The sequence below is a fragment of the Bradyrhizobium sp. genome (assembly GCF_035570375.1).
GTDB lineage: Bacteria > Pseudomonadota > Alphaproteobacteria > Rhizobiales > Xanthobacteraceae > Bradyrhizobium.
In genome coordinates, this window is the sequence record NZ_DATMLW010000078.1 from 96,640 (window position 1) to 119,722 (window position 23,083).

The window sequence follows — 23,083 nt, forward strand, 5'->3', positions numbered from 1 at the left end:
GCTAGCGCGCCGGGATGAAGGTCGGTCCCACCGAGCGGATCGTCTTGTTGTCCGGTGTCGCGCCGGAGGTTGCCGCAGCAGTGCTTGCGGCTGGTGCGGGCGTCGGAGCCGGGTCCGGCGCGGGGACGGCTGCTGTACTGCCTTTCTTGCCCTGGACCGGCGTCGATTTCGCGATCGGCCGCGACATCTTTTTCGCGCTCTCTTCGGTGACGATGATATCACCCTGCTGTTCGGCGGCGGCCTTGTCGTCGATGCTCTTGAGCGCATCGGACCAGGTCTGGCCCGCGGCCTTGCAGGAGCAGGACGGATTGAATTCCTGGCGGAAGCGGAAGGCATTCGGCAAGGACGAATAGAGCTGACCGCTGATCGACACCGCCTGGTTCATGTCTTCGCCGGGGTTGCGATAGGAGTAGAGGCTCGCCTCAGTCGCCGGGCATTGCGCCTTGCAGGTTCTGTCGTCGTCCGGAAAACGGGCCGGAACGGTGGCGAACGAGATCGGGAAAAAAGCGCCGTCACAGGAGCGGACGCAGACGGTGCGATAGGTGCCTGACGGCGGACCGAGATCGGCCGGCGGCGTCATCGGAGCGGTGTTGTTTCCGAACAGGTTGCTCAAAAAGTTACCCGGTCCCTGCATCTGCTGCACGGCGTTGGCATATTGCTGACCGCAATTGTTCTGGGCCAGGGCCACAAGCACCGAGCGGCGCTGGTTTTCGCGATCGCTGCCGCCGAGGCCGCCGCTACGCAGCCGCTCGAGGCTGGTGGTGATCTGATCCAGGTTGGCGCGCATTTGCTGAATCTGATTGTTCACCGGACCGCATTGTGCCGACTGATTGTTGAAAAGCGAGAAAAAGCCGGAACTGTCGCAACCCATCCGCTTGGCCTGCAACGTGATGCGATCGAGTTCGCCCTGCTGCTTGGAGGCGGCCTCCTGATAGCGACGGATTTGCTCGTCCTTGGCCGGGTCGCCGCCGCCGCCGCGGTCGACCGCTGCCATTTGAGCCTCAAGCCGCACGCAGATCGGATTGGCTGCCGGTGCCTGAGATGGCGGCGGAGGGCTGACCTGCGCGCGTGCAGGTCCGCCGAGCATCGAGCAAAGCAGCACGGCACAGGTCAGGATCGATCTGGATCGACAGGCAATCAAGATTTCAGGCATATCCGGCCAATTGAGGGGCGACCTGCGCAGGTTCTGGATCAAGGCGCGGCGAGGCGCCGCCGATTTCGGGTTCCTGCACAAATTGCCCCAAGCTCATTTCAGGAACGTTGTATCGAAAAGCGACGCCCGAAAGAAGCGATTTGCGCGTGCTCCGTTTCTTCAAATTCGCATCATAAGCTGCTGCGAACTATCGCGAACTTCGAAAACCGGCACTTGCGCTCTCCATTACCTTCGTCTTCTGGCAGCGTCACGTCGTTTCCGGGGCGCGAGTGTGGCGGGATTGGTTCTTGCCGGGGCTGATGGTCTACCGCTCGCAGGTAATCGCGATGTATTCGTTGCAGCCCGCCCGACGGCAATTGTCGCTCGCCTTGGCAACCGTGCCGGTTATCTCATCCGGGTCAACTCGCCTGTAGGCCGTGGCCTCGGCGAAATTCCGCGACTTGCAATAGGAATGAGCGGCGTGGGCGCCGCATTTGTCGCCCCGGGCGAGGCATTGATCGACGCCGTAGCCGTCCGCCGGATTGGAAATGATAAAAACGCGAGTATCGGCCCTGACCGCCGAAGCCGCGAGCAGAAAAATACAGGCCAAAACTGCTGAAACGAATCGCATGTGGCACCGATGGTGAGGGGACGCCCTCATAAGGCAGGCCCGACGCTTAAACAATGGTTAACCAGCGTTCTCGCGGCGGTTTCATGGCCGAAATCGGCCCTAGAGCATGATCCGGACCGGAACGGCCGCGTTAGCGCAAAGTGGAAACCGGTTTTCCGAAAAGATCATGCTCAAACAAAGAGATGAGATCATGATGCGATTCCACTTAATCGCATCGTGATCTGGCGCCGGACCGTCCGGCCCCTTGACGCGGCTGCCCATGCTGGCCCAAGGTGAATTTCATGTACGGTTTCCTCGCCATCTGCGGCATTTGCCGCGAGATTATGAGCTAGCGATTCGCTGGCTGAGGCCGTCTTTTCTCACCTGAGATCATTGGACGCCCGGCCGGCACTGTCCCGGCTCTCGCACCCGCATCCCGGTGCGGCACGCTCGTTTTGCGGATGCGAGAGCCGAAGGGACACTGGCAAGAGATTAATATTCTGGTGCCGCTTTTCGATTTTAAGTTCCTGATCGAATTCGCGGAGCCTTGGGTAGGAACTTCAGATCGGCGGCACCAATAACGGGAATTCCATGGAACTGCGCCTTTACGATACGTTGACCAGGGAAAAGCGCGTTTTCACGCCGCTTAATCCCGCCAATGTGCGCATGTATGTCTGCGGGCCGACCGTCTACGACTTCGCCCATATCGGCAATGCGCGCCCCCTCATCGTGTTCGATGTGCTGTTCCGCCTGTTGCGGCACCTCTATGGCGAGGCTCACGTCACCTACGTCCGCAACATCACCGACGTCGACGACAAGATCAACGACCGTGCGGTGCGCGATTTTGCGGGCCTGCCGCTGAACGAGGCGATCCGCAAGGTCACCGAACAGACGGAGAAACAATTCCACGAGGACGCCGACGCGCTCGGCTGCCTGCCTCCCACCGTCGAACCGCGCGCCACCGAGCATATCGCCGAAATGCGCGAGCTGATCGAGAAGCTGGTAGCCGGCGGCTTCGCCTATGTCGCCGAAGACCACGTGCTGTTCTCGCCGCAGGCGATGAATGCGGCCAACTCAGTGTTGCCGCGCTATGGCGCGCTCGCCAACCGCTCGCTGGACGAGATGATTGCGGGTGCTCGCGTCGATGTCGCACCCTACAAGCGCGATGCGACCGATTTCGTGCTGTGGAAGCCGTCCAAGCCGGGCGAGCCGTCATGGCCGTCGCCGTCGGGCATCAGGGTCGAGGGCCGTCCGGGCTGGCACATCGAGTGCTCGGCGATGTCGTGGAAGCATCTCGGAAAACAGTTCGACATTCACGGCGGTGGCATCGATCTGGTGTTTCCGCATCACGAGAACGAGCTGGCGCAATCATGCTGCGCGTTCCACGAAAATCGCATGGCGAATTTCTGGATGCACAACGGTTTTCTGCAGGTCGAAGGCGAGAAGATGTCGAAGAGCCTCGGCAACTTCGTCACGATCAGGGAACTGCTTGCAGATTGGCCCGGTGAGGTGCTGCGCCTCAACATGTTGAAGACACATTACCGCTCGCCGATTGACTGGACTCTGAAGGGATTAGAAGAAAGCTCGAAAATCTTAGATGGATGGTACGATTTTATTGGAGATTGCGAGCCTGCTCCAACTTCGGATCATTCCTTCGTGGAAGCGTTGAGAGATGATCTAAACACGCCTTCCGCGATTGCTCGCCTTCATCAAATTTCGCATCCTCCTGTCGCGGGCAGAATGATGGCCGGTGTGACTATGCTCGGAGATCGAACCGGCACGGACGCCGCCGCGCATCTAAAATCTTCAGCGATCTTGGTCGGTTTGTTGCTACCAACTAACTCCGAACGAAAGGCAAAAAATATTGCCACATCAGGAGTAGATTCTTCGGCAGTTGAGCTGCTTTTGGCTGCTCGCACCGCCGCACGCGCCCGGAAGGACTTCAAAGAATCCGACCGTATCCGTGACGAGCTTGCCGCGATGGGTGTCGTCATCAAGGATTCCAAGGAAGGCACCACGTGGGAGATCGCGCGATGACAGAGCGGCAAGCTTCACCCTCTCCCCTTGCGGGAGAGGGTGCCGAGCGCAAAAAGCGCGAGGCGGGTGAGGGGGTGCGCTCCCTCACGAAGGTCGCGCGCAAATTGCGATCGCAAATGACCGATGCCGAAAGGAAGTTGTGGTTTGCCTTGAGGGATCGTCGGTTCGAGGCATTCAAGTTTCGACGCCAGGTCCCTATCGGACCGTACTTAGCCGACTTCCTCTCCGCAGACTCGATGCAACCCCTCACCCGACGTCTCGCTTACGCTCGACGTCACCCTCTCCCGCAGGGGGAGAGGGGAAGAGAGGGGCCGCACAATGAGGCAACAGTGGACGTCACCCTCTCCTGCAGGGGGAGAGGGCAGGAAAGGGGAGATCGCGCCGTGAGCCGCCCTGAAACACCGTTTCCAAGACACTGGCGTTACTACATCGTTTTGAAATGGACTGTGATCACCGCCGCGGTGGTGATCGCGCTCAAACTATTCGAGGCTTGGTAATCATGTTTTTTTTGAAAGCATCCCGTGCGCGGCGCTCGCCTCTTTCGCTCCTTCCCCCCTTGTGGGGGAGGGTTGGGGAGGGGGGTGTCCGCGGAACGAACGCCGATGCTACCCCCCTCCCGGCACCGCTACGCGGCGCCGACCTCCCCCACAAGGGGGGAGGTAGCAAGCGAGATGTTTAAAGAAGATGGGACAGGCCCTGCCAAAGGTCGCGCTGCGGCCGTATCTCGCGCAAGACGCGCCGGTGCTGGCGGCGATTTTTGCTGCCAGCATCGAAGAACTGACCGGCGACGACTACAGCGAGACGCAGCAGCAGGCCTGGGCTGGTGCAGCCGATGACGAGGACAAATTTGGCAAGCGCCTTGCCTCTGCCCTCACACTCGTGGCCACGCTGGAGGGATCGCCGGTGGGATTCGCCTCGCTGAAAGGTGCCGATCACATCGACATGCTCTACGTGCATCCGGCCGCGGTCGGGCAGGGTGTGGCGGCGTCGCTTTGTGACGCGCTGGAAAAGCTGGCGCAGGGACGCGGCGCAAAAAACCTCACCGTGGACGCCAGCGACAACGCGGCGGAATTTTTTGCAAGGCGCGGCTATGAGGCCATGCAGCGCAACACCGTCTCGGTCGGCGGCGAGTGGCTTGCCAATACCACGATGCAGAAAAAGCTGGACGATGCCAAAAGGCCGGGGGCACCGAGATGACTCGCGAGCGCCTGTATTTGTTCGATACCACGCTGCGCGACGGCGCGCAGACCAACGGCGTCGATTTCACGCTGCACGACAAGCGATTGATCGCCAAGATGCTCGACGAACTCGGCATCGATTATGTCGAGGGCGGATATCCCGGCGCCAATCCCACCGACACCGAATTTTTTGGCAAAAAGCCGAAACTTGCTCACGCCCGCTTCACGGCCTTCGGCATGACACGCCGGCCCGGCCGCTCCCCGTCGAACGATCCGGGTCTGGTGGCGCTTCTCGAAGCCAAAGCTGACGCGGTCTGCTTCGTTGCCAAATCATCGGCCTATCAGGTGCGCGTGGCGCTCGAAACGACCAACGAGGAAAACCTCGCCTCGATCCGCGACAGCGTGAAGGCCGCAAAGAAGGCCGGGCGCGAGGTCATGCTCGACTGCGAGCATTTCTTCGACGGCTACAAGGAGGATCCGCAGTTCGCGCTGGCTTGCGCGAAAGCAGCCTATGATTCCGGCGCGCGCTGGGTGGTGTTGTGCGATACCAACGGCGGCACCATGCCGCACGAGATCGAAGCCATCGTCACCGAGGTGATCAGGCACATTCCCGGTGATCATGTCGGCATTCACGCCCATAATGATACCGAGCAGGCGGTAGCCAATTCGCTCGCGGCGGTGCGCGCGGGCGCGCGCCAGATCCAGGGCACGCTCAACGGTCTGGGCGAGCGCTGCGGCAACGCCAATCTGTGCTCGCTGATTCCGACCTTGCGGCTCAAGCGTGAATTTTCCGACCGCTTCGAAATCGGCGTGATGGAAGACAAGCTTGCGACCTTGATGAAGGTCTCGCGCACGCTCGACGACATGCTCAACCGCGCGCCGAACCGCCACGCGCCATATGTCGGCGAAAGCGCGTTCGTGACCAAGACCGGCATTCACGCCTCCGCTGTTCTCAAGGACCCGCAAACCTATGAACATGTCGTGCCGGAAGCCGTGGGAAATCACCGCAAGGTTTTGGTGTCCGATCAGGCCGGCCGCTCGAACGTGATCGCCGAACTCGACCGTGCCGGCATTTCCTATGACAAGAACGATCCGAGACTGGCGCGTCTGGTCGAGGAAATGAAGGATCGCGAGGCGGCAGGCTACGCCTATGAATCCGCCAACGCGTCGTTCGATCTTTTGGCGCGGCGCACCCTTGGCCGGGTAGCGGAATATTTCCGGGTCGAGCAATTCGACGTCAACGTCGAACAGCGCTACAACGCCGTCGGCCAGCGCGTCACCGTGGCCATGGCCGTGGTCAAGGTCGATGTCGATGGCGAAAAGCTGATCTCGGCGGCCGAAGGCAATGGTCCGGTCAATGCGCTCGACGTAGCGCTGCGCAAGGACCTCGGCAAATACCAGAAGTACATTGAAGGCCTGAAGCTCATCGACTATCGCGTGCGTATCCTCAATGGTGGCACGGAAGCGGTGACGCGGGTGCTGATCGAAAGCGCGGACGAGAAGGGCGAGCGCTGGACTACGATCGGGGTATCGCCCAACATCATCGACGCCTCGTTCCAGGCGCTGATGGACTCGATCATCTACAAGCTGGTGAAATCCGGCGCGCCAGCGTGAGCAATGTCATTCCGGGGCGCGCGAAGCCTGAACTCTGGTGCGCGATTGCGCACCTGAAAATCTCGAGATTCCCCGATGCGCAATTGCGCATCTGAGGTCTGGTCCGGAGCCTGTCATCGGGCCGCGCTTTGCGCGGACCCGTTGTTACCATCCCGGAATGACGTGTGAGGACTAGGATGATCGACCATGTTTCCATCGGTGTCGGCGATCTCGAGCGCTCCGCGCGCTTCTATGAACTGGCGCTCGCGCCGCTCGGGCTCTCGCGGCTGGTGACGCGGCCCGCCACAGTTGGTTTTGGCAAGAGCTACCCGGAGTTCTGGATCAATTTGCGGACCGGGATGTCCCCGGTCACACCAGAGAGCGGTTGCCATATCTGTCTTCGGGCGAAATCAACTGGCGAGGTCAACGCGTTCCACGCCGCAGCGCTCGAGGCCGGCGCCAGTTCCGATGGCGCGCCGGGCCTGCGGCCACACGATCGCGTTCGCTATTACGCGGCCTTCATCAGGGATTTCGACGGAAACCGCATCGAGGCGGTGACGTTCTTGAGCGATGAGGCGCCGACGCCGCGGTAGCGCAATCACGTACTACAGGCGGCGGGCCACTTCGGGCTCCATTTGTTCGGTGCCCTCAAGCGCACGCGCGGCGGCCTCCTTCAGCCGCGGAAGGATGTCCTCGACCCGTTCCGCCTTGAGAATGTCGACTGCAAGGCTCGGCCGAATGAACTGGGTGGCGCGCATATGCGCAAGAAGCGCGAACAGCGGCTCCCAAAAGCCCTCGACATTCGCAAGCAGCACCGGTTTGGAATGGCGGCCCAATTGCTGCCAGGTGAGTTGCTCCACCAGTTCCTCGAGCGTGCCGATACCGCCCGGCAGCGCCACGAACGCGTCCGAGTGCTCGAACATCAGACGCTTGCGCTCGTGCATGTCGGGCGTGATGATCAGTTCCTGGACTCGCTTGAGCGCATTCTCCCGGATGGTCAGGAAATCGGGGATGATGCCGGTTACCGTGCCGCCGTGGTCAAGTGTGGAGGTGGCCAAGGCACCCATCAGGCCGATCGAGCCGCCGCCATAGACGAGGCGGATACCGTTTTCGGCGAGGATTTTGCCGAATGCCCTGGCGGCTTCGACGAAGCGGGGATTTGTGCCTGGGCCGGAGCCACAATAGACACACACTGTTCTGATCTTGCTCATATGGTCCATGTGGCATTGCAGCGTAAAAGTCGTCAAGCTTTAACGGATTCGTTTGGCGAATGAAATCCAACGGCGTAAACCCCAAAGGTTACAAAAGAATTTGGTTCCCGCGAGGGTGTGCGCGGCGCCCAAACGCTCTATATGACTGCGGAATGCGGAAAAACCTGAAAAAGAGTGCGCTTGGCCAAAGCGCCATGCTGAGCCGGACCTAGCGCGATGAGCGATCTTGATCCGGCCTCGGGCACCGGCGACCAGATCCCGGCGTCCGACAACCCCTTCGGGCAGGCGACCCTGACCGGGACGCTGGTGCATCTGTGGCCGTATATCTGGCCGAGCGACCGCATCGATTTGAAGATGCGCGTGGTCTGGTCGGTGGTGCTGTTGCTGCTCGCCAAGGTCGCGACCCTGGCGGTGCCGTTCACCTTCAAATGGGCGATCGATGCGTTGACCGGCGCGGACACTGCCCCGGTGCAGGCGTCGAACTGGACGCTCTGGCTGATCGCTTCACCCCTGATCATGACCTTGAGCTACGGCGGCTTGCGCGTGCTGATGGCGGTATTGACCCAGTGGCGCGACGGAATTTTCGCGCGTGTCGCCATGCACGCGGTACGCAAGCTCGCCTATCTCACCTTCGTTCACATGCACGAGCTGTCGCTGCGCTTCCATCTCGAGCGCAAGACCGGTGGATTGACGCGGGTGCTGGAGCGGGGTCGAACCGGCATCGAAGTCATCGTGCGCATGGTGATCCTGCAGCTGGTGCCGACCATCGTCGAGGTCTCGCTGCTGACGCTGGTGCTGCTGTGGAAGTTCGACTGGCGTTACGTCGTGTCGACCATGATCATGGTCGTGATCTACATGTACTACACTTATCTGGCGACCGAATGGCGGATCGAGATTCGCCGCAAGATGAACGATTCCGACACCGACGCGAACACCAAGGCCATCGACTCGCTTCTGAACTACGAAACGGTCAAATACTTCAACGCCGAGGAGCGCGAAGCTGCGCGCTACGACCGCTCGATGCAGCGCTATGAAAAGGCCAGCGTGAAAACCTACACCTCGCTCGCGCTCCTCAATACCGGCCAGGCCATCATCTTCACCGCCGGTCTTACCGCGACCATGCTGATGTGCGCGATCGGCGTTCGCAGCGGGCACAATACCGTCGGCGATTTCGTGATGGTCAACGCCATGATGATCCAGCTTTACCAGCCCCTGAATTTCATGGGCATGGTTTATCGCGAAATCAAGCAGGCGGTGATCGATATCGAGAAGATGTTCAGCGTGCTGTCGCGCCGGGCCGAGATCACGGATGTTGCGGGCGCAAAACCGCTGATGGTGACGTCGGGCACCGTGCGTTTCGATAATGTGCAATTTGCCTACGAACCCGACCGCACCATCCTCAAGGGCCTCAGCTTCGAGGTGCCAGCCGGCAAGACGGTTGCCATCGTCGGGCCGTCGGGCGCCGGCAAGTCGACGATCTCGCGCCTGTTGTTTCGGCTCTACGATGTCTCAAGCGGCAGGATCTTGATCGATGGTCAGGATATCCGTACCGTCACGCAGGCCTCGTTGCGGGCGTCGATCGGGATGGTGCCGCAGGATACGGTGCTGTTCAACGACACCATCCGCTACAACATCCGCTATGGCCGCTGGGACGCCACCGACGCCGAGGTGGAAGGCGCGGCGCGGCTTGCGCAAATCGACAGTTTCATCCGGATGTCGCCGAAAGGGTACGAGACCCAGGTCGGCGAGCGCGGACTTAAATTGTCCGGCGGCGAAAAGCAGCGCGTCGCGATCGCGCGCACGGTTCTCAAGGCGCCGCCGATCCTGGTGCTCGATGAGGCTACCTCCGCGCTCGACAGCCACACGGAGCAGGAAATTCAGGACGCACTCGAGCGGGTGTCGCGCAACCGGACCTCGCTCGTGATCGCGCATCGCCTGTCGACCATCGTTGCGGCCGACGAGATCATCGTGCTCGATCAGGGACGCATCGCCGAGCGCGGGACGCACGCTCAGCTTTTGGCAGCCAATGGGCTTTATGCCAGTATGTGGAACCGGCAGCGCGAGGCGCAGGAGGCACGAGAGAGGCTCGCGCGGATCGCCGACGAGAACGAAGCGCCCAACCTCGTACCGCCGCCGGTCGACGACACGCTGGTCACCCCGGCCGCGGCCGAATGACTTGAATGCCAAAACCCTCCTGCAGGGAGGGGAAGAAGACGGTGAGCCCTGATGTCGATCGCCAACTCCATTCGCGCGCAGATTCCGCCCATTCATCAAGAGGGCTATCCGTTCATCGGCGGCTTCGCGCTCGCGAGCCTGATCCTGTTCTGGATCTGGACGCCGCTTGGCTGGCTTGGTACTTTGCTGACGATCTGGTGTGCGCTGTTCTTCCGCGATCCGGTGCGGGTGACGCCCGTTCGGGATGGCATCGTGGTGGCGCCGGCCGACGGTCGGATCTCGATGGTGACGCAAGCCCTGCCGCCGGCCGAACTCGGTCTCGGAGACCGGCCGCTGCCTCGCATCTCGATCTTCATGAGCGTGTTCAACTGCCACGTGAATCGCAGCCCGGTCTCGGGGCGAATCGATCGCATCGCCTATCGGCCCGGCACGTTCATCAACGCCGAACTCGACAAGGCGAGCGAGGACAATGAGCGCAATTCGCTCGTCATCTCGACGCCGAACGGTCGCGTTGGCGTGATCCAGATCGCGGGGCTGATCGCGCGACGCATCGTGTCTTTCGTTCGGGAAGGGCAAACGATCGGCGCGGGCGAGCGGTTCGGCCTGATCCGCTTCGGCTCGCGGCTGGACGTCTACCTCCCGGAGCGCACAAATCTGCTGGTCGCGGAAGGTCAAACCGCGGTCGCCGGAGAGACTGTTCTGGCTGATTTCAGGCTTGCCGATCAGGGCCGAACCTACCGGCCCGATTAACCATCCGTTCCCTGCGCTCCTGCCGGCGACCGCCGCAATGGCGGAACCGGCCCACGCTTGCTATATCTAGTGCGGCGAATTTGAAGTTCCTGCGGTATCGCGGCAAGTTCGTGATAGGAACTCCAAATTCAAAGCCGCACTGGAATTAACCTTTGATTCCGAAGTTCGCATCAGAGGTCGCTGCGATAGCTTCTAGGGCATGCCGATGCTGATCGACCCCAAAAGTCCGGAAATGCGCCGCCGCCGGTTTCGCCCGATTCCGATACGGATGCTCGTTCCCAATTTCATCACCTTGCTCGCGATCTGCGCCGGGTTGACGGCGATCCGGCTGTCGACGGAAGGGCGGATGGAACTGGCCGTGGCCGCAATCGTGTTCGCCGCCGTGCTCGACGGCATCGATGGCCGCGTGGCGCGCATGATCAAGGGCCAGTCGAAATTCGGAGCCGAGCTCGACAGCCTCGCCGATTTCGTCAATTTCGGCGTTGCGCCCGGTCTGATCCTGTATTTCTGGCAACTGCGCGAACTGCACAATGGCGGCTGGATCGCCGCGATGGTGTTTGCGATCAGCGGCGGCTTGAGGCTGGCGCGCTTCAACGCCAGCATCGACGATCCGAACAAGCCGGCTTTTGCGGCGAATTTCTTCACTGGCGTTCCGGCGCCGGCTGGCGCGATCACGGTGCTGCTTCCGATCTATCTCGGCTTCCTCGGTCTTTCCAAACCGCCGGCCATGCTGACGGCTGGCTATACGCTCCTGATCGGCTTCCTGATGGTCTCGCGCCTGCCGGTATTCTCGGGCAAGACCTGGCGCATGCGCGTGCCGCCGGAAATGGTGCTGCCGGTCTTTGTCTCCGTGGTTTTGTTCATCGCGCTTCTGATCGGCTATCCCTGGTACATTCTCTCGGTGGGCACCGTGCTTTATTTGCTCAGCCTGCCCGCGGGGTGGAAATCCTATCGCGACCATCAGCGCAGGGCCGCGGCGCAAGGCGCGACAGCGGCCGATGTCGTTCCCCCGGAATCGGCACAGCCCTATGTGTCGAAGGTCACCGAAGCCCATCAGGACAATCGGCCCTCGCGCCTGAACTGAACTACCTGGTTCTAAACGCGACTGCCGACAAACGAATTCGTTTGTCCGCCGAATACGGTTTTGCCGATCGCCCGCCGGTCGGCTATATGGCTGACGGCAGAGACCTGCCTATCGAAAAAAAATCCGGAGAGAACGCCGTGACGAATTCCGCGACCGCGCCGCTGCCTGCAACCCTGTTCGAGGCTTTGGCGCGCTATGACACGCCCACGATTTGCAATGCGATGGAGATCGTCGCGCCGGAACGCCGCCTGATCGGCTACACCACCAAGCCCCTGGTGTGCCCGTTTCCCGACCTGCCGCCGATGGTCGGCCATGCCCGCACCGTCACCATCCGCTCGGTGCTGAAGTCCGCGCTTGCCCCCGAGGAGCAGGCGAGGCGCCGGATCGCCTATTACGAATATATCGGCACCGGCCTTGGGCCGCGCATCACGGTGATCCAGGACATCGATGGTCCGGACGTCGGTTACGGCGCCTTCTGGGGCGAGGTGCAAAGCAACGTCCACAAGGCGCTCGGCTGCCTCGGCGTCATCACCGACGGCTCCATTCGCGACATCCCGCAATGGGCGCCCGGCTTTCAGGCGCTTGCCGGATCGATCGGACCATCGCACGCCTGGGTTCATGCCGAAAGCTTCGGCGGCGAGGTGCGCGTCGCCGGGATGACGGTACGCTCCGATGATCTCATTCATGCCGATCGACATGGGGCGATCGTGATTCCGCTCGAGCTTGCCGCAAAAATTCCGGATGCCGCCGAACTCTGCGGCCGCCGCGAGACGCCGATTCTCGAGATCGCACGATCGAAGGATTTCAGCCTCGAGAAGCTGAAGGAGGCTTTGAGGCGGTCCGCCGAAATTCACTGACCACCCGACCGCGAGCAATCGCCTTAACGGCTGCTGGCTGCAGTGGCGTTCTGCACCATCGTGTGCCGCTACATCGCTGGAATGATGACGCGCGATGATTATGGTTAGCAGAGTGTTGCTGCCGCTCAAGGACAATTCGCCCGTGACCTGATCTGCGGGGTCTTTCAAAGCACGACCCTGTGATGGGCTCGCCCGCTCGTTGCAAAACGGCTTAACCTTTACGCCTCTTAAAGTTGAGAATGCAAGTTGTGCCCTATTTTATTGGTATTTCTCGCTTAACTAGACACCTCGGATTTAATGACTAGACACTTTTGTTCACTTTCTGGACGGAATCGAAGCGATACCATCATCCGCCAAAGTCTGCTGATCCGCTGCGGCGGTGTAGCGGTCGAGCTCCTTAGTGGTCTTGTGACCGCTCACGGCTGCAAGCCGTTTGGCGCTCGCGCCACCCTCTGCCATGGTCCGCAACATAGCCTTACGAAGGCCGTGTGGTACGCAGCGCGCTGGCAAGCCAGCGTCGCGTATCGCAACGCGCATGAGATGCGACAGTGCGGCCCGCTTGATCGGCCGCCCATGCTCGTCGCCGATCAGATTTAGTCCCTTGGCGGGTCCAGCCTTGATTGCACGAGCAAGGTCCGGGTGTATCTTGATCTTGAGTTCGGTCCCGGTCTTTTCCTGCACGACCTTGATCCGGCCCTCAGAAATGTCGCCCCGAGTCATTCGGACCACGTCGCCGCCGCGCTGCCCCGTGTAGAACAGCAACGCATAGGCGAGCCTCTGACGCGTTCCTAACGGCCACCTGGCTTCGAACTGTGCGAGTTCGGAATCGGTCCAGGTGTGATGCGTCCCGATCTTGTAGGCCTCCACCTTGTCGGCGAGCGGATTAATCCTGATCTGGCCGCGGGCGACGGCAACCTTCAACATCTTCTGCAAAACAGCGCGCGTGAGATTTGCCATCCCAGGAGCACGAGCGCCGATCGTCTCAATGATCCGAACCAAGTTTTCCCGGCTCATCGTGCTCAACGGGCGATGCCCGTGTTTTTCCTTCAGGGGTTCTAGAGCGTAACGGTAGAGCGTCTTTGAGTTCGGTTTCAGATTGGCGTATTCGACGGAACGGTAATAGTCGGCAATCAAGCCGCCGAATGTTCCGGGACCATTTGCGCCCTTGGCGAGTGGCGCAGGCTTGCCACCCATGAAAGCCTGATATGCCTCCAGAAACTCCGGCGAGCCGATCGGGCCGGGGAGAGGGCCGCCCTTAAACCCCTTCCGGCGGAAGTAGCGCCTGCGGATACCGCAATCGTCCGTGTATTCCTTGACGTAAGGAAGATTTGCCATGTCGACCCCGAGCATCAGGCGTCACTCCAGGACACGCCGATGCCGGGGGCATCTTCGCGGGGCAGGGCGTCAAAAGCCATGTCCAGATCGCGGATATCCCAAAGTTTGCGGCCTTTGATAAGCCGGGCGGGGCCGATTTGGCCTAGAGCTCGCATCTCGTCGAACAGCCCGGCACCGATGCCAAGATACATGGCGGCTTCCTCGCGGGACAATCCCCGACGAGGCAGAGCGGCTAATCTGATTTTAGATAGAGCGCGGGTCATCGAGGAACCCGCGATGCAATCCGCCAAACGGTGGCGGTCATCCCGCTTTCATTTTGGCAATGGCCTACTGAAATCGATAGGCTATCCTCAATAACACTCCCCCTACTGCTTAGGGCTTGAGGCTTCAAAGCTAAGGCATGGCCTACTGAAATCGATAGGCCATTGCCAGATTGAGTGCCCCAACGATACAGCGCAGCGCATCCCTTGCTGGGCGGGCGCACCATTTCGATTATACCCAACTCGACGAGACGCCTCCGGCATCGCCTGAGCTGGGCGAGCGGCCATTCCAGCAATGTTTCAAGGCCATCAGCGATTAGAAATTGTCGGGTCGGGGAGTTTTGGGCTTTTAGCCAGGCGAACAACGCAAGTAGGTGCGGGTCGCCGACCATGGATTTGGTTTCTTCAACAGACAGAAACGCGCCAATTTGGCCGAACCTGTTTTCCCCTCGCTCAGTAGCTTGCCAGGCTGAGCGGGCGGTCTTTGTGACCTCATCGGCATCAAGAGGAGGGGAGAGCGATTGGGTGTTGAACGTTTCCGCGACATCCAAAAGAGCGCCAAAGTCGTCGCACGACCGGCATTGTCGCATGCAATGTTCCCATAGGGCGTTGTTACGCCGCCCCATTGAGATCACCTCGCCGGTTGAGGGCGGGGCGAAGTTTTGAAGGGTCGGGAGATGATCCAGATCGTCAAGCGAGCCCTCAACGATTTCGTAGTCTGCTGTTGCCCCCCGACTTGGAGGGGCGACGACAAAGCCGCCTCCTAGTACATCGACGGGAATTTCCGGGTTGGGGCGGATGTGCCGCCCCTCTCCCTTGTGTCGGTACCAGGCGTGATAGTTTCCTGAGCCAGAGCGGACGACGAGCGGCGTTTTGCCATGCCTTGCCATCGCGTCGGCGAGGATCCGATCATCGTTGGAATCGCTGTCCAAGACTGTGATTTTGGTCCGAGCGCCAAGGGCAAACCCGAACGCTTGCGCGTCCGGGAATTGCTTTGCCAGCCGATCGCTATAGCGCCGGCCAGCTCGCAGATAGTTTTTCACCATCGGCTTTTTGTCGCCGGCTTCGATCCGCACCGGGAAGGTACTGAGACCGTGCGCGGCATAGATGGGCTGCCACTCTGCAAAGCTCATGGCTTTACTCCCGCGCTCGCTTGGCGAGGCCTTCCATGAAGGAGACTTCGTTTTCTGGAGAGATGTAAACGAAGGTGTCTCCGTCGTCGCACCAGCTTGCCCGCTGCCGAATGATCAGCTCGCCATGGCGGTTTCGGTAGGCAGCGGTCGCGCGCTGTTCTCGCAAGATAACGCTATCGTCTGTATCCCAATCAAAGTCATCGCCTGAAGCGCCGAATGCAAGGCCCGAACCCAAGACGGCCCGTGCGGCTTCTTCCTTTTCGATCTTTTCGACCTTCGCGATGCTTTCCTTCATCGCAGGGCTTTCCGGGTCGATGTGCGGCGCGGTCGCCAGGATCAGTTCCTCGCGGGTTTTGCCGGCGGTCAGCTGAGGCTGTTTGGGGGTGACTGTCTTATTCACTGAACAGCCCTCCAGATCACAATGGAGCGGCCTTCGGCGTTCTTCTGCCGGAAGGGCGTCTCGATAACGTCGCCGCTCGCAACGAGCTCGCTGATACGAGGGCGGACGGGATACTTGGTCAGTCCGACCTTGCCGGCGATCCCTTCGGAGCTGAGGCCGAAAGTCTCGCCCTTCAGCGCCTCCAGGATTTTGTAGCGATGAGTCCTGGCGATATCGACAACGGTCTTGGCAGCGTCTCGGCTGGTCTCGGGTGTGTTGTCTCTAGAACCGGGGTAGTTCGGGTATTTGCCGCTTGCAGGCGGCGAAGCAAAGCTATAGTTCATTGGTGTTCCTGATTGATGACTGCGGGATTGATTTTCGAAGGGCCGAGCGCTTCCGACGCCGGCCTTTCGTCGTTTCAGGCGGCCACGTCCGCTGTTGATGTGCGGCGGTCGGTCTGCATCCAGGCGTCCAGCGCCGTCTGTTCGTAGCGAACAGCTTTGCCGACCTTGAGAAACTCAGGGCCGTCGCCAGAGACACGCTTTTTTTCTAGGGAGCTTTCGGATAGCCGGACGTAGTGCGCGGCTTCCTTCGTGGTGAGATATTTATTCGGTGCTGACAAATTGGCCTCCATTCATGCTAGGTGCATGTGGAGGCATTTAACGCTAACATTAGGGGCGCGGGTGTGTTTGCCGATTTGCCGCCGAATTTGCCGTTTTGCCTGTGCTACAGCTTTTTACCAAACGCGCGGCGGACTGCGTCAATACCGATTGTTCTTAGATTTGCATCAAGCGAAATGCCGCCGCGCTTAATTTCCTCGGCTAAAAGAGTTTGCGCGTAATCTCGGATAGCTTCAAATTTTATGCGCGGTATCTTGCGGTCAGGATGCTTGTTGAGCAACAAGTCGTACACCAGACAATCCGCTTTTCTGCTTGATTTCGGCCGCTTGTTCGGCAGCTCTCGAAATGTGGACTCGAGTTGCTCCGCCGCTGCAAGTGGCGAGCTTTGGATGTCGGCCGTTGGCTCGAACCCGCATCCCTTCATCCATCGGAGCAAGCTATCGCGCTCGAAGTAGGCATTCTTCAGTGTGGCCTCCAGTCCCTCGCGATGGTCAACGAGCGCCTTGAAGTCAGAAACGCTCCAGTGCCAATCATCTCCGGATGACGCATCCAAGCACTGTAATGCCCTCGGATTGTCTCTGTGGATCTTCCCCGCGCATATAGCATCTAAAAGAGTGCGGCGCGCATCGCCCGAGGTGATCAAATCCTTTTGGCCGGTTAGGCAGGACACAGCCCTTTCAAAGCTGATCCATTCATTGGAGGTCATCTGCTCCAATTTAAATTGGCGGATATACGCTTCCCGCTGCCGGCGGGGTGCCAGGGGAGGTCTTACAAACTCTTCTCTAAAAGTAATCGCCATCGGTTTGGTCTGATCCAGTCAAAGAAAAAACGCAAATCAAACGCCGTGCAACATAGTACGCCATAAAGTAGGGGCCACAAAGCTCCGTCCAAGTGGCAATCCACACGTTGAACTGATAAAATAACGCAAATTGAATGTAGGAATTGCCATGGACGACGCGACCAAATTTCAAAGACTGGTGCAATTTAGGGTGCCCGAGGCTTTAGCTGATGCAATTGGTTCGGCGGCGATGAGGCACTTTCAATCAAAGTCAGAATACGTGCGTCGGAGTGTCATAGACAGGCTGCGAGCCGATGGCGTCGGTATTGAGGAAGCACAGGCGCTTTAGCGAGCGCAATAATAACCCGGTGAGGGTGCCGGGCACTAAGCACCGCCTAAGCAGGGGCGGCCGTCAGCGCAGATCAGGCATTGCGCGCTAGCGGTATGGTTCTTGAGGCATTGAGTACGGCTCATAGTTAAGTAGGGCGAGGGCGCTCACAAGGAATGCGGACAGTGAGCCGATAGGGCCGCCGCGAAAACAATCAGAGTCAAAATCAACAGTCGAAGCGAGGACGCTCGCATTCGAACGTCGGAGAGCCGTATGGCGAAGGAAGTCAAGTCGAGGCGTATGCCCAAAGTGAAGGGCAGAGCGAGCAATAAGTCCCAACCCGACAGCCGATTGGCTGACGTACGCGAGCCTAACGACGCCGAGAAACACGCGATCGCTGCAGCCAGACAAATTCTTGCGGATATGCCGCCCCGATTTGAGGTCGGTACGAGGATCAAGAGCGAAAATGGCGTAACCCAAGTTCTTCAGGGCCCAAAGCATTTCGATCTGGAAGGTTGGCGCGCCCAATTCATGGTTGCCTTTGGCACATCGAGTGAGACGGTCGTCCAAGTTGAAGTACAGCGTATCGCCGGCGCGCTGCGCCAGAGAGATGGGAAAATCGATCCAGCCGAGCTGGACACGGTGATTGCGATCGTCAGCGGACAGCAGCCAAAGAACGAGCTTGAGGCGATGGTTGTATCTCAGATGGCGGTGACGCACGCTCTTACGATGCGTTCATTCGGCAATCTAAACCAGAGCAACGAGATCCAGCAGCAAGATTCGAATGCTCTTGCGGTTGCCCGCCTGACGAAGGCATTTGCTTCTCAGGTCGATGCGTTGGCCAAGCTTCGTCGCGGAGGAGAGCAGCGTGTCGTTGTTGAGCACGTTCACGTCTACCCGGGCGGACAGGCGATTGTCGGCACAGTCAACCATACCGGGGGCCCGGGGGTCCTCGAAAACCAGAGACAACCCCATGCACCGAACCACGAGCAAACCTCAACCCCTACATCTAGCGAAACGTTGCGGAGCGAAGACCCGGAGCGGGAAGCCATGTCAGTGTCCAGTGGTGAGGGGCCGAAATCGCTGCCGGATGCACGGCGGGGCTCACGGGTCGGGCGCGCCATCAGGAGAGCGTAATGGCAATTACCGGCACGGGTTCTATACGGCAGAAGCAATCGCCGAACGGAAAGCCACTAGGGTCTGGCTACGATCGATGCGAACGCAGATTGAATAGATAGGCCGCTTGCTACAGCGCATGAGTCCGCGAGCGGTTCACCGCTACGCTGGCCCGTATAAAACAAAAGGATAAGCCAGGCATGCTGACCAGGGGTTTTTGACGGAACAAAAGACCGCTCGGGCCGCTGCTGCAGTACCTGGGGACCGTCGCCAGCCCCGCTTTTCTTCGGTGACGAAACCATTTTCCCAGGGCGATGAAACAACACTGAAACGCCGAGCCCTTACCGGTGCCTTTGCTGTGGGCTGATAATGGGGATTTCCAATGTTTGAATTGGCCACCGCTTTCTTTGTAACGTTTAGCGCGACCATTTTTCTCGCGCATGCAATCGAAGCTCACCTGACTTCCAGTGGTGACTAGGGCTAACCGCGCATCACCAGGGAGTATGAGCGTGACCCAATACCGCGCTTAAGCTACCGGCTGCGCGTTGAGCGGAACGGTGATCGCGTGAGGTTGATCACCCGCGGCGGCTACAATTGGACCGACCGCTATCCTTGGATTGTCGAGGCTGCGCTGAAGAACCGGCAGAAGCGTTTCGTCATCGACGGCGAGGCCGTGATCCTCGGCGTGGATGGCATCTCAGATTTCGACGCGCTGCCTTCCGGCAGGCATAATGATGAGGTTCAGTTTTGCGCGTTCGACGTCCTCGTTGAAGGCGGCGACGATCTGCGCAAACTGCCGCTGTCAATGCGCAAGGCCAATTTTGAACGGCTGCTGGCGCGTCGACCCGAAGGCATTTTCATCAAACCATTCGAACGCGGCGAAATCGGTCCCGACCTTTTCCGGGCGGCGTGCCAAATGGGACTTGAGGGATTGGTTTCGAAACGTCGGGACCGTCCGTATCAGGCGGGCCGGTCGAAGCACTGGATCGAGATCAAGAACCGCGCCCATCCGGCGATGGATCGGGTGAAGGAAGCACTTAGGTAGCATGGGTGGCTTGCAAGTGGACAGGTGAGCCGCCGCAACACACTTGCCCTGATCAAGCGGCTCCTCTAGTTTGAAAGATTGGGACAGGGGGCTTCCAAACATGAAAGCTACACTTTGGCTGGTGGCTTTAGCTGCCGGGTGTTGTGAGTTCGCGTTGGGCGGTGCGGCAGTTAACGCAGAAAATGCCGTCCGGCCCGAGATCGTTCAGCTGGAGAACGTGTTCGTCGAAAATGAAATGCGAACGGTATACGTCGGCAACGCCAACAATCACTACCTCATCTACTGCAACACCAAGGCTGACGGCTGCTTTGAGCCCAAGGAGAACAAAAACTATTTCCTTTTCACCGAGAGCTCGCGCTGGAAGATGAAGGGCGCAACGGATTTCTTGACGCTCTCCTTCATGCAGGAGTTCTTCGTCAAATACAACCAAGGTGAAAACGTCGCGCTGGTCCCCGAGGACAATGATGGGGATCGCGGCGTGTTCATTCGCGATCCTACGGGAGGCGGCTACGAACGGGATACGATCATGGCCGATGGTCCGATCATCTACGGCACCGGGATGAGCGATGCCGACCGGCAGAGGGCTTGGCAAACCTTCTTCATGCTAATGTTGAAGGGTGCCATGCAACAGCAAGGGAAAGACGTAATCGGCCCCAAGCTTTCGAGGCGATGTATGCCTGGGCAGGATTTCCTGCACAGCGGCCCTTGACGCCAACCTTGTCGGCATTGGCGGCATACAAGAGCCGCGAAAAGTTGCCGTGTTCGTCTCAACGGATGTCCACGACGAGAAAAAGCACCTAGCAAGACTAGTCTGCACGTATCCCATGAAAGGCACGGTCATCTGCCGGGATTTTGATACGGGCAAGCTTGCGAGTGTGAAGCACCCACAGCAGTAGCGTCGTGGTCTGGGAGAGCACGCCAGCAGACCCGTGCTTGTGACCAAAAACCGATATCCATTTTCGGAAAAAATTTGGGCTGACAGCGAAAACCAGTTGTGGCTTGATTGCGCTTAACTCTTGACGAGGCCCCCCTTTTTCGAAAAATTACCATTGCAATCTCGGGGGATGGGGTCATGCGTGCCAAAATTGTTGCGCTTTTGCTGACGCTCGGGCTGGCATTTCCGGCTGAAGCGGGCGGACCCTACGGCTCGATTTCAGTCGCGGGCTGGTCCGGTGGCGCATACACAAACGACAATACCGGCGAATTTTCGAATTGCATCGCGAGCGCGAACTACAAAATTGGCGTTTAGCCATCCAAACTGGAACTTAGCTAAAGGCCAAAAATTTCTGATCGTTCTCAGCTTCGATGGCCGGAATACATTCAACGTCGATGGAGTGGTCGCATCGAGCAACGCGGTTTTGGTGCCGATGCCAGATAACTCTGCCCTGATCAAAAGTTTCCGTGCCGCGCATACGATGTCAGCTTTTGCTCAAGGAAATCTTTTTCAGTTCGATTTAAAAGGAACGTCAATCCTTCTGCCTTCGTTGGCCAATTGTGTGAAGACGATCAAGGCAGGGGGACTTAAGGCTGCAGCCAATTTCACAGTCGTTACCAACGCTGCACCAACGCAAGTTGCACCGCCGACCACTGCTTCCAGTTTGCAGCCAGCTCGCCCACAGGAAGGTTCGGCAGAGCTACAATTGGAAGCCATGCAACTAGCTTCGAACTTCATTCTCAAGGCATCCTCTTTGTCTCATCCGTCACTAGTTAGCCGATCCGAAACTCCGGTTTCCCTAGCTTCCACTGGCGCAGCTTGGAAAGCCGACAACGCAACCGGCTTCGTTCGAATTGTTCCGCCTCAGCCAACTGTAGTTGGTCTTGATGTTGCGGCTGCTATTGTCGGAAACGATGCAAAGGACTGCAAAGGAAAATTTGCGTCCGCGCGGAATAGCGAACTCGTCGATAGCGAGGTTGTTTTCCGCGGAATGACCTCGTGCGAGGACTCCGAACGATCTGTCATCGCGGAATATTTCATATTTCCGCGCAAGACTGGCGGGTTCATCATGTTCTCAGTGGTTACGCCTCTGAAGACAATAGGGCAGCAGATACAAGGCCAACAACGCGACGAAGTAAACGCGGGCTACCGTAAGGCTGCATATACATCTATTAGCCAGTGATCTTTATCTCTCGCGTGACAATGAGCCGGTGATGTGCTGGTCGTTCACATAGGACACGGTAAGGCAGACTAGTGGTCAAAATCTGACACCTGAGTCCCCGGAAATCGTTCGTCAAGATATCCAACTTCGATGCGCGAGTCTCGTGTGATGACAGACCAACTGGACGCAACCGTTCAACCTAAGAAGTGGCAACCGAAGGAGATCAGGGTGAGATATCTAGTATTGGTAGTGTCAGTTGTATTGCTTTTCGGTCAGTCAGCTTTCGCAAATGAGGCGGCCCAATGTTTTGAGAAAGCGTGGGAGCACCCCAATAACGGGGGACTCGGCCTAACAAGAGGTGAAGCTGTTAATTTATGTAATGGAGCGACTGACGCAGTCAAAGTCACTAAGTGTTTTGAGAAAGCGTGGAAGCACCCCAATAACGGGGGACTCGGCCTAACAAGAGGTGAAGCTGTTAATTTATGTACTTCATCGCCCAAAGCCAGGTCAACTGCTTCGGGTTTCTAGCGATGAAATGCTGGCAATCGCCGCCAGCATGTCCAGCAACATTTCGTCAATCGCCTCTTTGCGATCTCGGCCAGGGTCTCGCCGGCAGCGCGGCTTGAGCGCTTCCTGGGGGGCGGCCTTGGGAAATCGGTGATATCGTTGGGGTGTTGGAAGCGTGGGAGGCCGAGTGAGGCGGTCTATCTGGGAGGAAGGCCATGGAATGGTTCATGCGCAAAACATCGATAGCGGGCAATCCAATTCCCAATTGGGCACTCGTTCTAGCGGCTCTTGTCGTAATCTGGTTTATCTACGCATTCGCGGAGCGATTTTAGGGCCAGGCGCTCCAGCACTCGCTTGACCGTCGCCGCGGTGGCACGATTGGTCTTCAGTAGGTTCCGATAATCAATGATGCCATCAGCAGCGCAAATGATAATCCGGATTGTCGTGAACGCGCTGACGTGAGTTGGAGAATGACCGCTGCAGTGAAGAGAACGCCCGCAAGGATCGCCTTCATATCATTTGCTCCAGATGTTTCGGATGCGCTTGTCGGCTACCGCCGTATCCACCTAGCCATCCAGAGACCTACATGCGATTTCCTTCTGTTTGGCCTTCCTAAGTAGGTTGTCCCGTTTGTGTCCTGGTGGGCACGACTTGGCTTCATCGCGTAGTTGTTGAGCTTTTAGATCAAGGCGGGCCTTTAGCGCCGCTTTTCGTTTGAACCGGATGCGCGTCATGACGGGAACCCATCTATGACCCTGCTCCATACCGTTAAAACCTGTACCGAGTACAAAGGTCCTGAATGGAACTTCCTACCTTGATAATCCGTTCGTAGGACCGCGTGCAGGCTTCTCCCGGCGTC

The 23,083-nt window shown here is 58.9% G+C and carries 27 protein-coding genes; 16 read left to right on the top strand and 11 right to left on the bottom strand.

The window, feature by feature from the left end:
* Window position 1: 1 nt before the first annotated feature.
* A complete protein-coding gene (locus tag VNX23_RS08965; RefSeq protein ID WP_325629140.1) occupies window positions 2-1,153 on the bottom strand; it encodes a DUF2865 domain-containing protein in 1,152 nt (383 codons plus the stop codon).
* Window positions 1,154-1,457: 304 nt separating this feature from the next.
* Complete coding sequence (locus VNX23_RS08970; protein ID WP_325629142.1) at window positions 1,458-1,763, bottom strand: hypothetical protein; 306 nt, start codon at window positions 1,761-1,763, stop codon at window positions 1,458-1,460.
* 570 nt (window positions 1,764-2,333) lie between these two features.
* On the opposite strand from VNX23_RS08970, the gene cysS reads away from it, so the two are divergent.
* The 5 genes from cysS to VNX23_RS08995 all read left to right on the top strand — a co-directional run bounded on the left by cysS (window position 2,334) and on the right by VNX23_RS08995 (window position 7,143).
* Complete coding sequence (cysS, locus tag VNX23_RS08975) at window positions 2,334-3,779, top strand: cysteine--tRNA ligase (RefSeq protein WP_325629144.1); 1,446 nt, start codon at window positions 2,334-2,336, stop codon at window positions 3,777-3,779.
* Between the two features lie 116 nt (window positions 3,780-3,895).
* Window positions 3,896-4,276 carry a DUF559 domain-containing protein gene (locus VNX23_RS31005; RefSeq protein ID WP_414642963.1) on the top strand — a complete coding sequence of 127 codons (381 nt, stop codon included), beginning with the start codon at window positions 3,896-3,898 and terminating at the stop codon, window positions 4,274-4,276.
* Window positions 4,277-4,463: 187 nt separating this feature from the next.
* Window positions 4,464-4,976 (top strand): GNAT family N-acetyltransferase, encoded by a 513-nt coding sequence (locus VNX23_RS08985; RefSeq protein WP_325629146.1) that lies wholly within the window; start codon window positions 4,464-4,466, stop codon window positions 4,974-4,976.
* Window positions 4,973-6,571, top strand: coding sequence for a citramalate synthase (gene cimA, locus VNX23_RS08990; RefSeq protein WP_325629148.1), 1,599 nt, complete (start codon window positions 4,973-4,975; stop codon window positions 6,569-6,571). The genes VNX23_RS08985 and cimA overlap by 4 nt, the downstream gene beginning before the upstream one ends.
* A 176-nt stretch (window positions 6,572-6,747) precedes the next feature.
* A complete protein-coding gene (locus VNX23_RS08995; protein ID WP_325629150.1) occupies window positions 6,748-7,143 on the top strand; it encodes a VOC family protein in 396 nt (131 codons plus the stop codon).
* 12 nt (window positions 7,144-7,155) lie between these two features.
* On the opposite strand, the gene VNX23_RS09000 is transcribed toward VNX23_RS08995, so the two are convergent.
* Window positions 7,156-7,761 carry a TIGR00730 family Rossman fold protein gene (locus VNX23_RS09000; protein ID WP_325629152.1) on the bottom strand — a complete coding sequence of 202 codons (606 nt, stop codon included), beginning with the start codon at window positions 7,759-7,761 and terminating at the stop codon, window positions 7,156-7,158.
* Between the two features lie 216 nt (window positions 7,762-7,977).
* Here VNX23_RS09000 and VNX23_RS09005 point away from each other — a divergent pair, with 216 nt between their 5' ends.
* The 4 genes from VNX23_RS09005 to VNX23_RS09020 all read left to right on the top strand — a co-directional run bounded on the left by VNX23_RS09005 (window position 7,978) and on the right by VNX23_RS09020 (window position 12,627).
* Window positions 7,978-9,936 (top strand): ABC transporter ATP-binding protein/permease, encoded by a 1,959-nt coding sequence (locus VNX23_RS09005; RefSeq protein WP_325629154.1) that lies wholly within the window; start codon window positions 7,978-7,980, stop codon window positions 9,934-9,936.
* Window positions 9,937-9,987: 51 nt separating this feature from the next.
* Window positions 9,988-10,686: a phosphatidylserine decarboxylase gene (locus VNX23_RS09010; RefSeq protein WP_325629156.1), complete on the top strand. Its 699-nt coding sequence runs from the start codon at window positions 9,988-9,990 to the stop codon at window positions 10,684-10,686.
* A 205-nt stretch (window positions 10,687-10,891) separates the two neighbouring features.
* Window positions 10,892-11,770, top strand: a complete 879-nt coding sequence (locus VNX23_RS09015; RefSeq protein ID WP_325629158.1) for a phosphatidylcholine/phosphatidylserine synthase — start codon at window positions 10,892-10,894, stop codon at window positions 11,768-11,770.
* A 137-nt stretch (window positions 11,771-11,907) separates the two neighbouring features.
* A complete protein-coding gene (locus VNX23_RS09020) occupies window positions 11,908-12,627 on the top strand; it encodes an RraA family protein (RefSeq protein ID WP_325629160.1) in 720 nt (239 codons plus the stop codon).
* A 315-nt stretch (window positions 12,628-12,942) separates the two neighbouring features.
* On the opposite strand, the gene VNX23_RS09025 is transcribed toward VNX23_RS09020, so the two are convergent.
* From VNX23_RS09025 to VNX23_RS09055, 7 genes are all read right to left on the bottom strand, one after another.
* Window positions 12,943-13,962 (bottom strand): tyrosine-type recombinase/integrase, encoded by a 1,020-nt coding sequence (locus VNX23_RS09025; protein ID WP_325629162.1) that lies wholly within the window; start codon window positions 13,960-13,962, stop codon window positions 12,943-12,945.
* Between the two features lie 14 nt (window positions 13,963-13,976).
* A complete protein-coding gene (locus VNX23_RS09030) occupies window positions 13,977-14,153 on the bottom strand; it encodes a hypothetical protein (RefSeq protein ID WP_325629164.1) in 177 nt (58 codons plus the stop codon).
* A gap of 68 nt (window positions 14,154-14,221) precedes the next feature.
* The gene (locus VNX23_RS09035) at window positions 14,222-15,355 is read right to left on the bottom strand and encodes a bifunctional DNA primase/polymerase (RefSeq protein ID WP_325629166.1); all 1,134 of its coding nucleotides are present in this window, start codon (window positions 15,353-15,355) and stop codon (window positions 14,222-14,224) included.
* Between the two features lie 4 nt (window positions 15,356-15,359).
* Window positions 15,360-15,650 (bottom strand): hypothetical protein, encoded by a 291-nt coding sequence (locus tag VNX23_RS09040; RefSeq protein WP_325629168.1) that lies wholly within the window; start codon window positions 15,648-15,650, stop codon window positions 15,360-15,362.
* A gap of 101 nt (window positions 15,651-15,751) precedes the next feature.
* A complete protein-coding gene (locus VNX23_RS09045; protein ID WP_325629170.1) occupies window positions 15,752-16,078 on the bottom strand; it encodes a hypothetical protein in 327 nt (108 codons plus the stop codon).
* Window positions 16,079-16,152: 74 nt separating this feature from the next.
* On the bottom strand, window positions 16,153-16,356 hold the full coding sequence (locus VNX23_RS09050; protein WP_325629172.1) for a helix-turn-helix domain-containing protein: 204 nt from the start codon (window positions 16,354-16,356) through the stop codon (window positions 16,153-16,155).
* 104 nt (window positions 16,357-16,460) lie between these two features.
* Window positions 16,461-17,153, bottom strand: a complete 693-nt coding sequence (locus VNX23_RS09055) for a hypothetical protein (RefSeq protein ID WP_325629174.1) — start codon at window positions 17,151-17,153, stop codon at window positions 16,461-16,463.
* A gap of 148 nt (window positions 17,154-17,301) precedes the next feature.
* On the opposite strand from VNX23_RS09055, the gene VNX23_RS09060 reads away from it, so the two are divergent.
* The 7 genes from VNX23_RS09060 to VNX23_RS09090 all read left to right on the top strand — a co-directional run bounded on the left by VNX23_RS09060 (window position 17,302) and on the right by VNX23_RS09090 (window position 21,738).
* A complete protein-coding gene (locus VNX23_RS09060; protein ID WP_325629176.1) occupies window positions 17,302-17,481 on the top strand; it encodes a hypothetical protein in 180 nt (59 codons plus the stop codon).
* 252 nt (window positions 17,482-17,733) lie between these two features.
* Window positions 17,734-18,597: a hypothetical protein gene (locus VNX23_RS09065; RefSeq protein ID WP_325629178.1), complete on the top strand. Its 864-nt coding sequence runs from the start codon at window positions 17,734-17,736 to the stop codon at window positions 18,595-18,597.
* Complete coding sequence (locus VNX23_RS09070) at window positions 18,527-18,694, top strand: hypothetical protein (protein ID WP_325629180.1); 168 nt, start codon at window positions 18,527-18,529, stop codon at window positions 18,692-18,694. Before VNX23_RS09065 ends, VNX23_RS09070 begins: the two co-directional genes overlap by 71 nt.
* A gap of 447 nt (window positions 18,695-19,141) precedes the next feature.
* Window positions 19,142-19,621 (top strand): DNA ligase, encoded by a 480-nt coding sequence (locus VNX23_RS09075; protein WP_414642961.1) that lies wholly within the window; start codon window positions 19,142-19,144, stop codon window positions 19,619-19,621.
* A 100-nt stretch (window positions 19,622-19,721) separates the two neighbouring features.
* Complete coding sequence (locus VNX23_RS09080) at window positions 19,722-20,330, top strand: hypothetical protein (protein WP_325629182.1); 609 nt, start codon at window positions 19,722-19,724, stop codon at window positions 20,328-20,330.
* Window positions 20,331-20,693: 363 nt separating this feature from the next.
* Window positions 20,694-20,870, top strand: a complete 177-nt coding sequence (locus VNX23_RS09085; protein ID WP_325629184.1) for a hypothetical protein — start codon at window positions 20,694-20,696, stop codon at window positions 20,868-20,870.
* Window positions 20,860-21,738, top strand: a complete 879-nt coding sequence (locus VNX23_RS09090) for a hypothetical protein (RefSeq protein WP_325629186.1) — start codon at window positions 20,860-20,862, stop codon at window positions 21,736-21,738. Before VNX23_RS09085 ends, VNX23_RS09090 begins: the two co-directional genes overlap by 11 nt.
* 871 nt (window positions 21,739-22,609) lie before the next feature.
* Here the strand turns inward: VNX23_RS09090 and VNX23_RS09095 are convergent.
* Window positions 22,610-22,738: a hypothetical protein gene (locus tag VNX23_RS09095; RefSeq protein WP_325629188.1), complete on the bottom strand. Its 129-nt coding sequence runs from the start codon at window positions 22,736-22,738 to the stop codon at window positions 22,610-22,612.
* Between the last annotated feature and the right edge of the window lie 345 nt (window positions 22,739-23,083).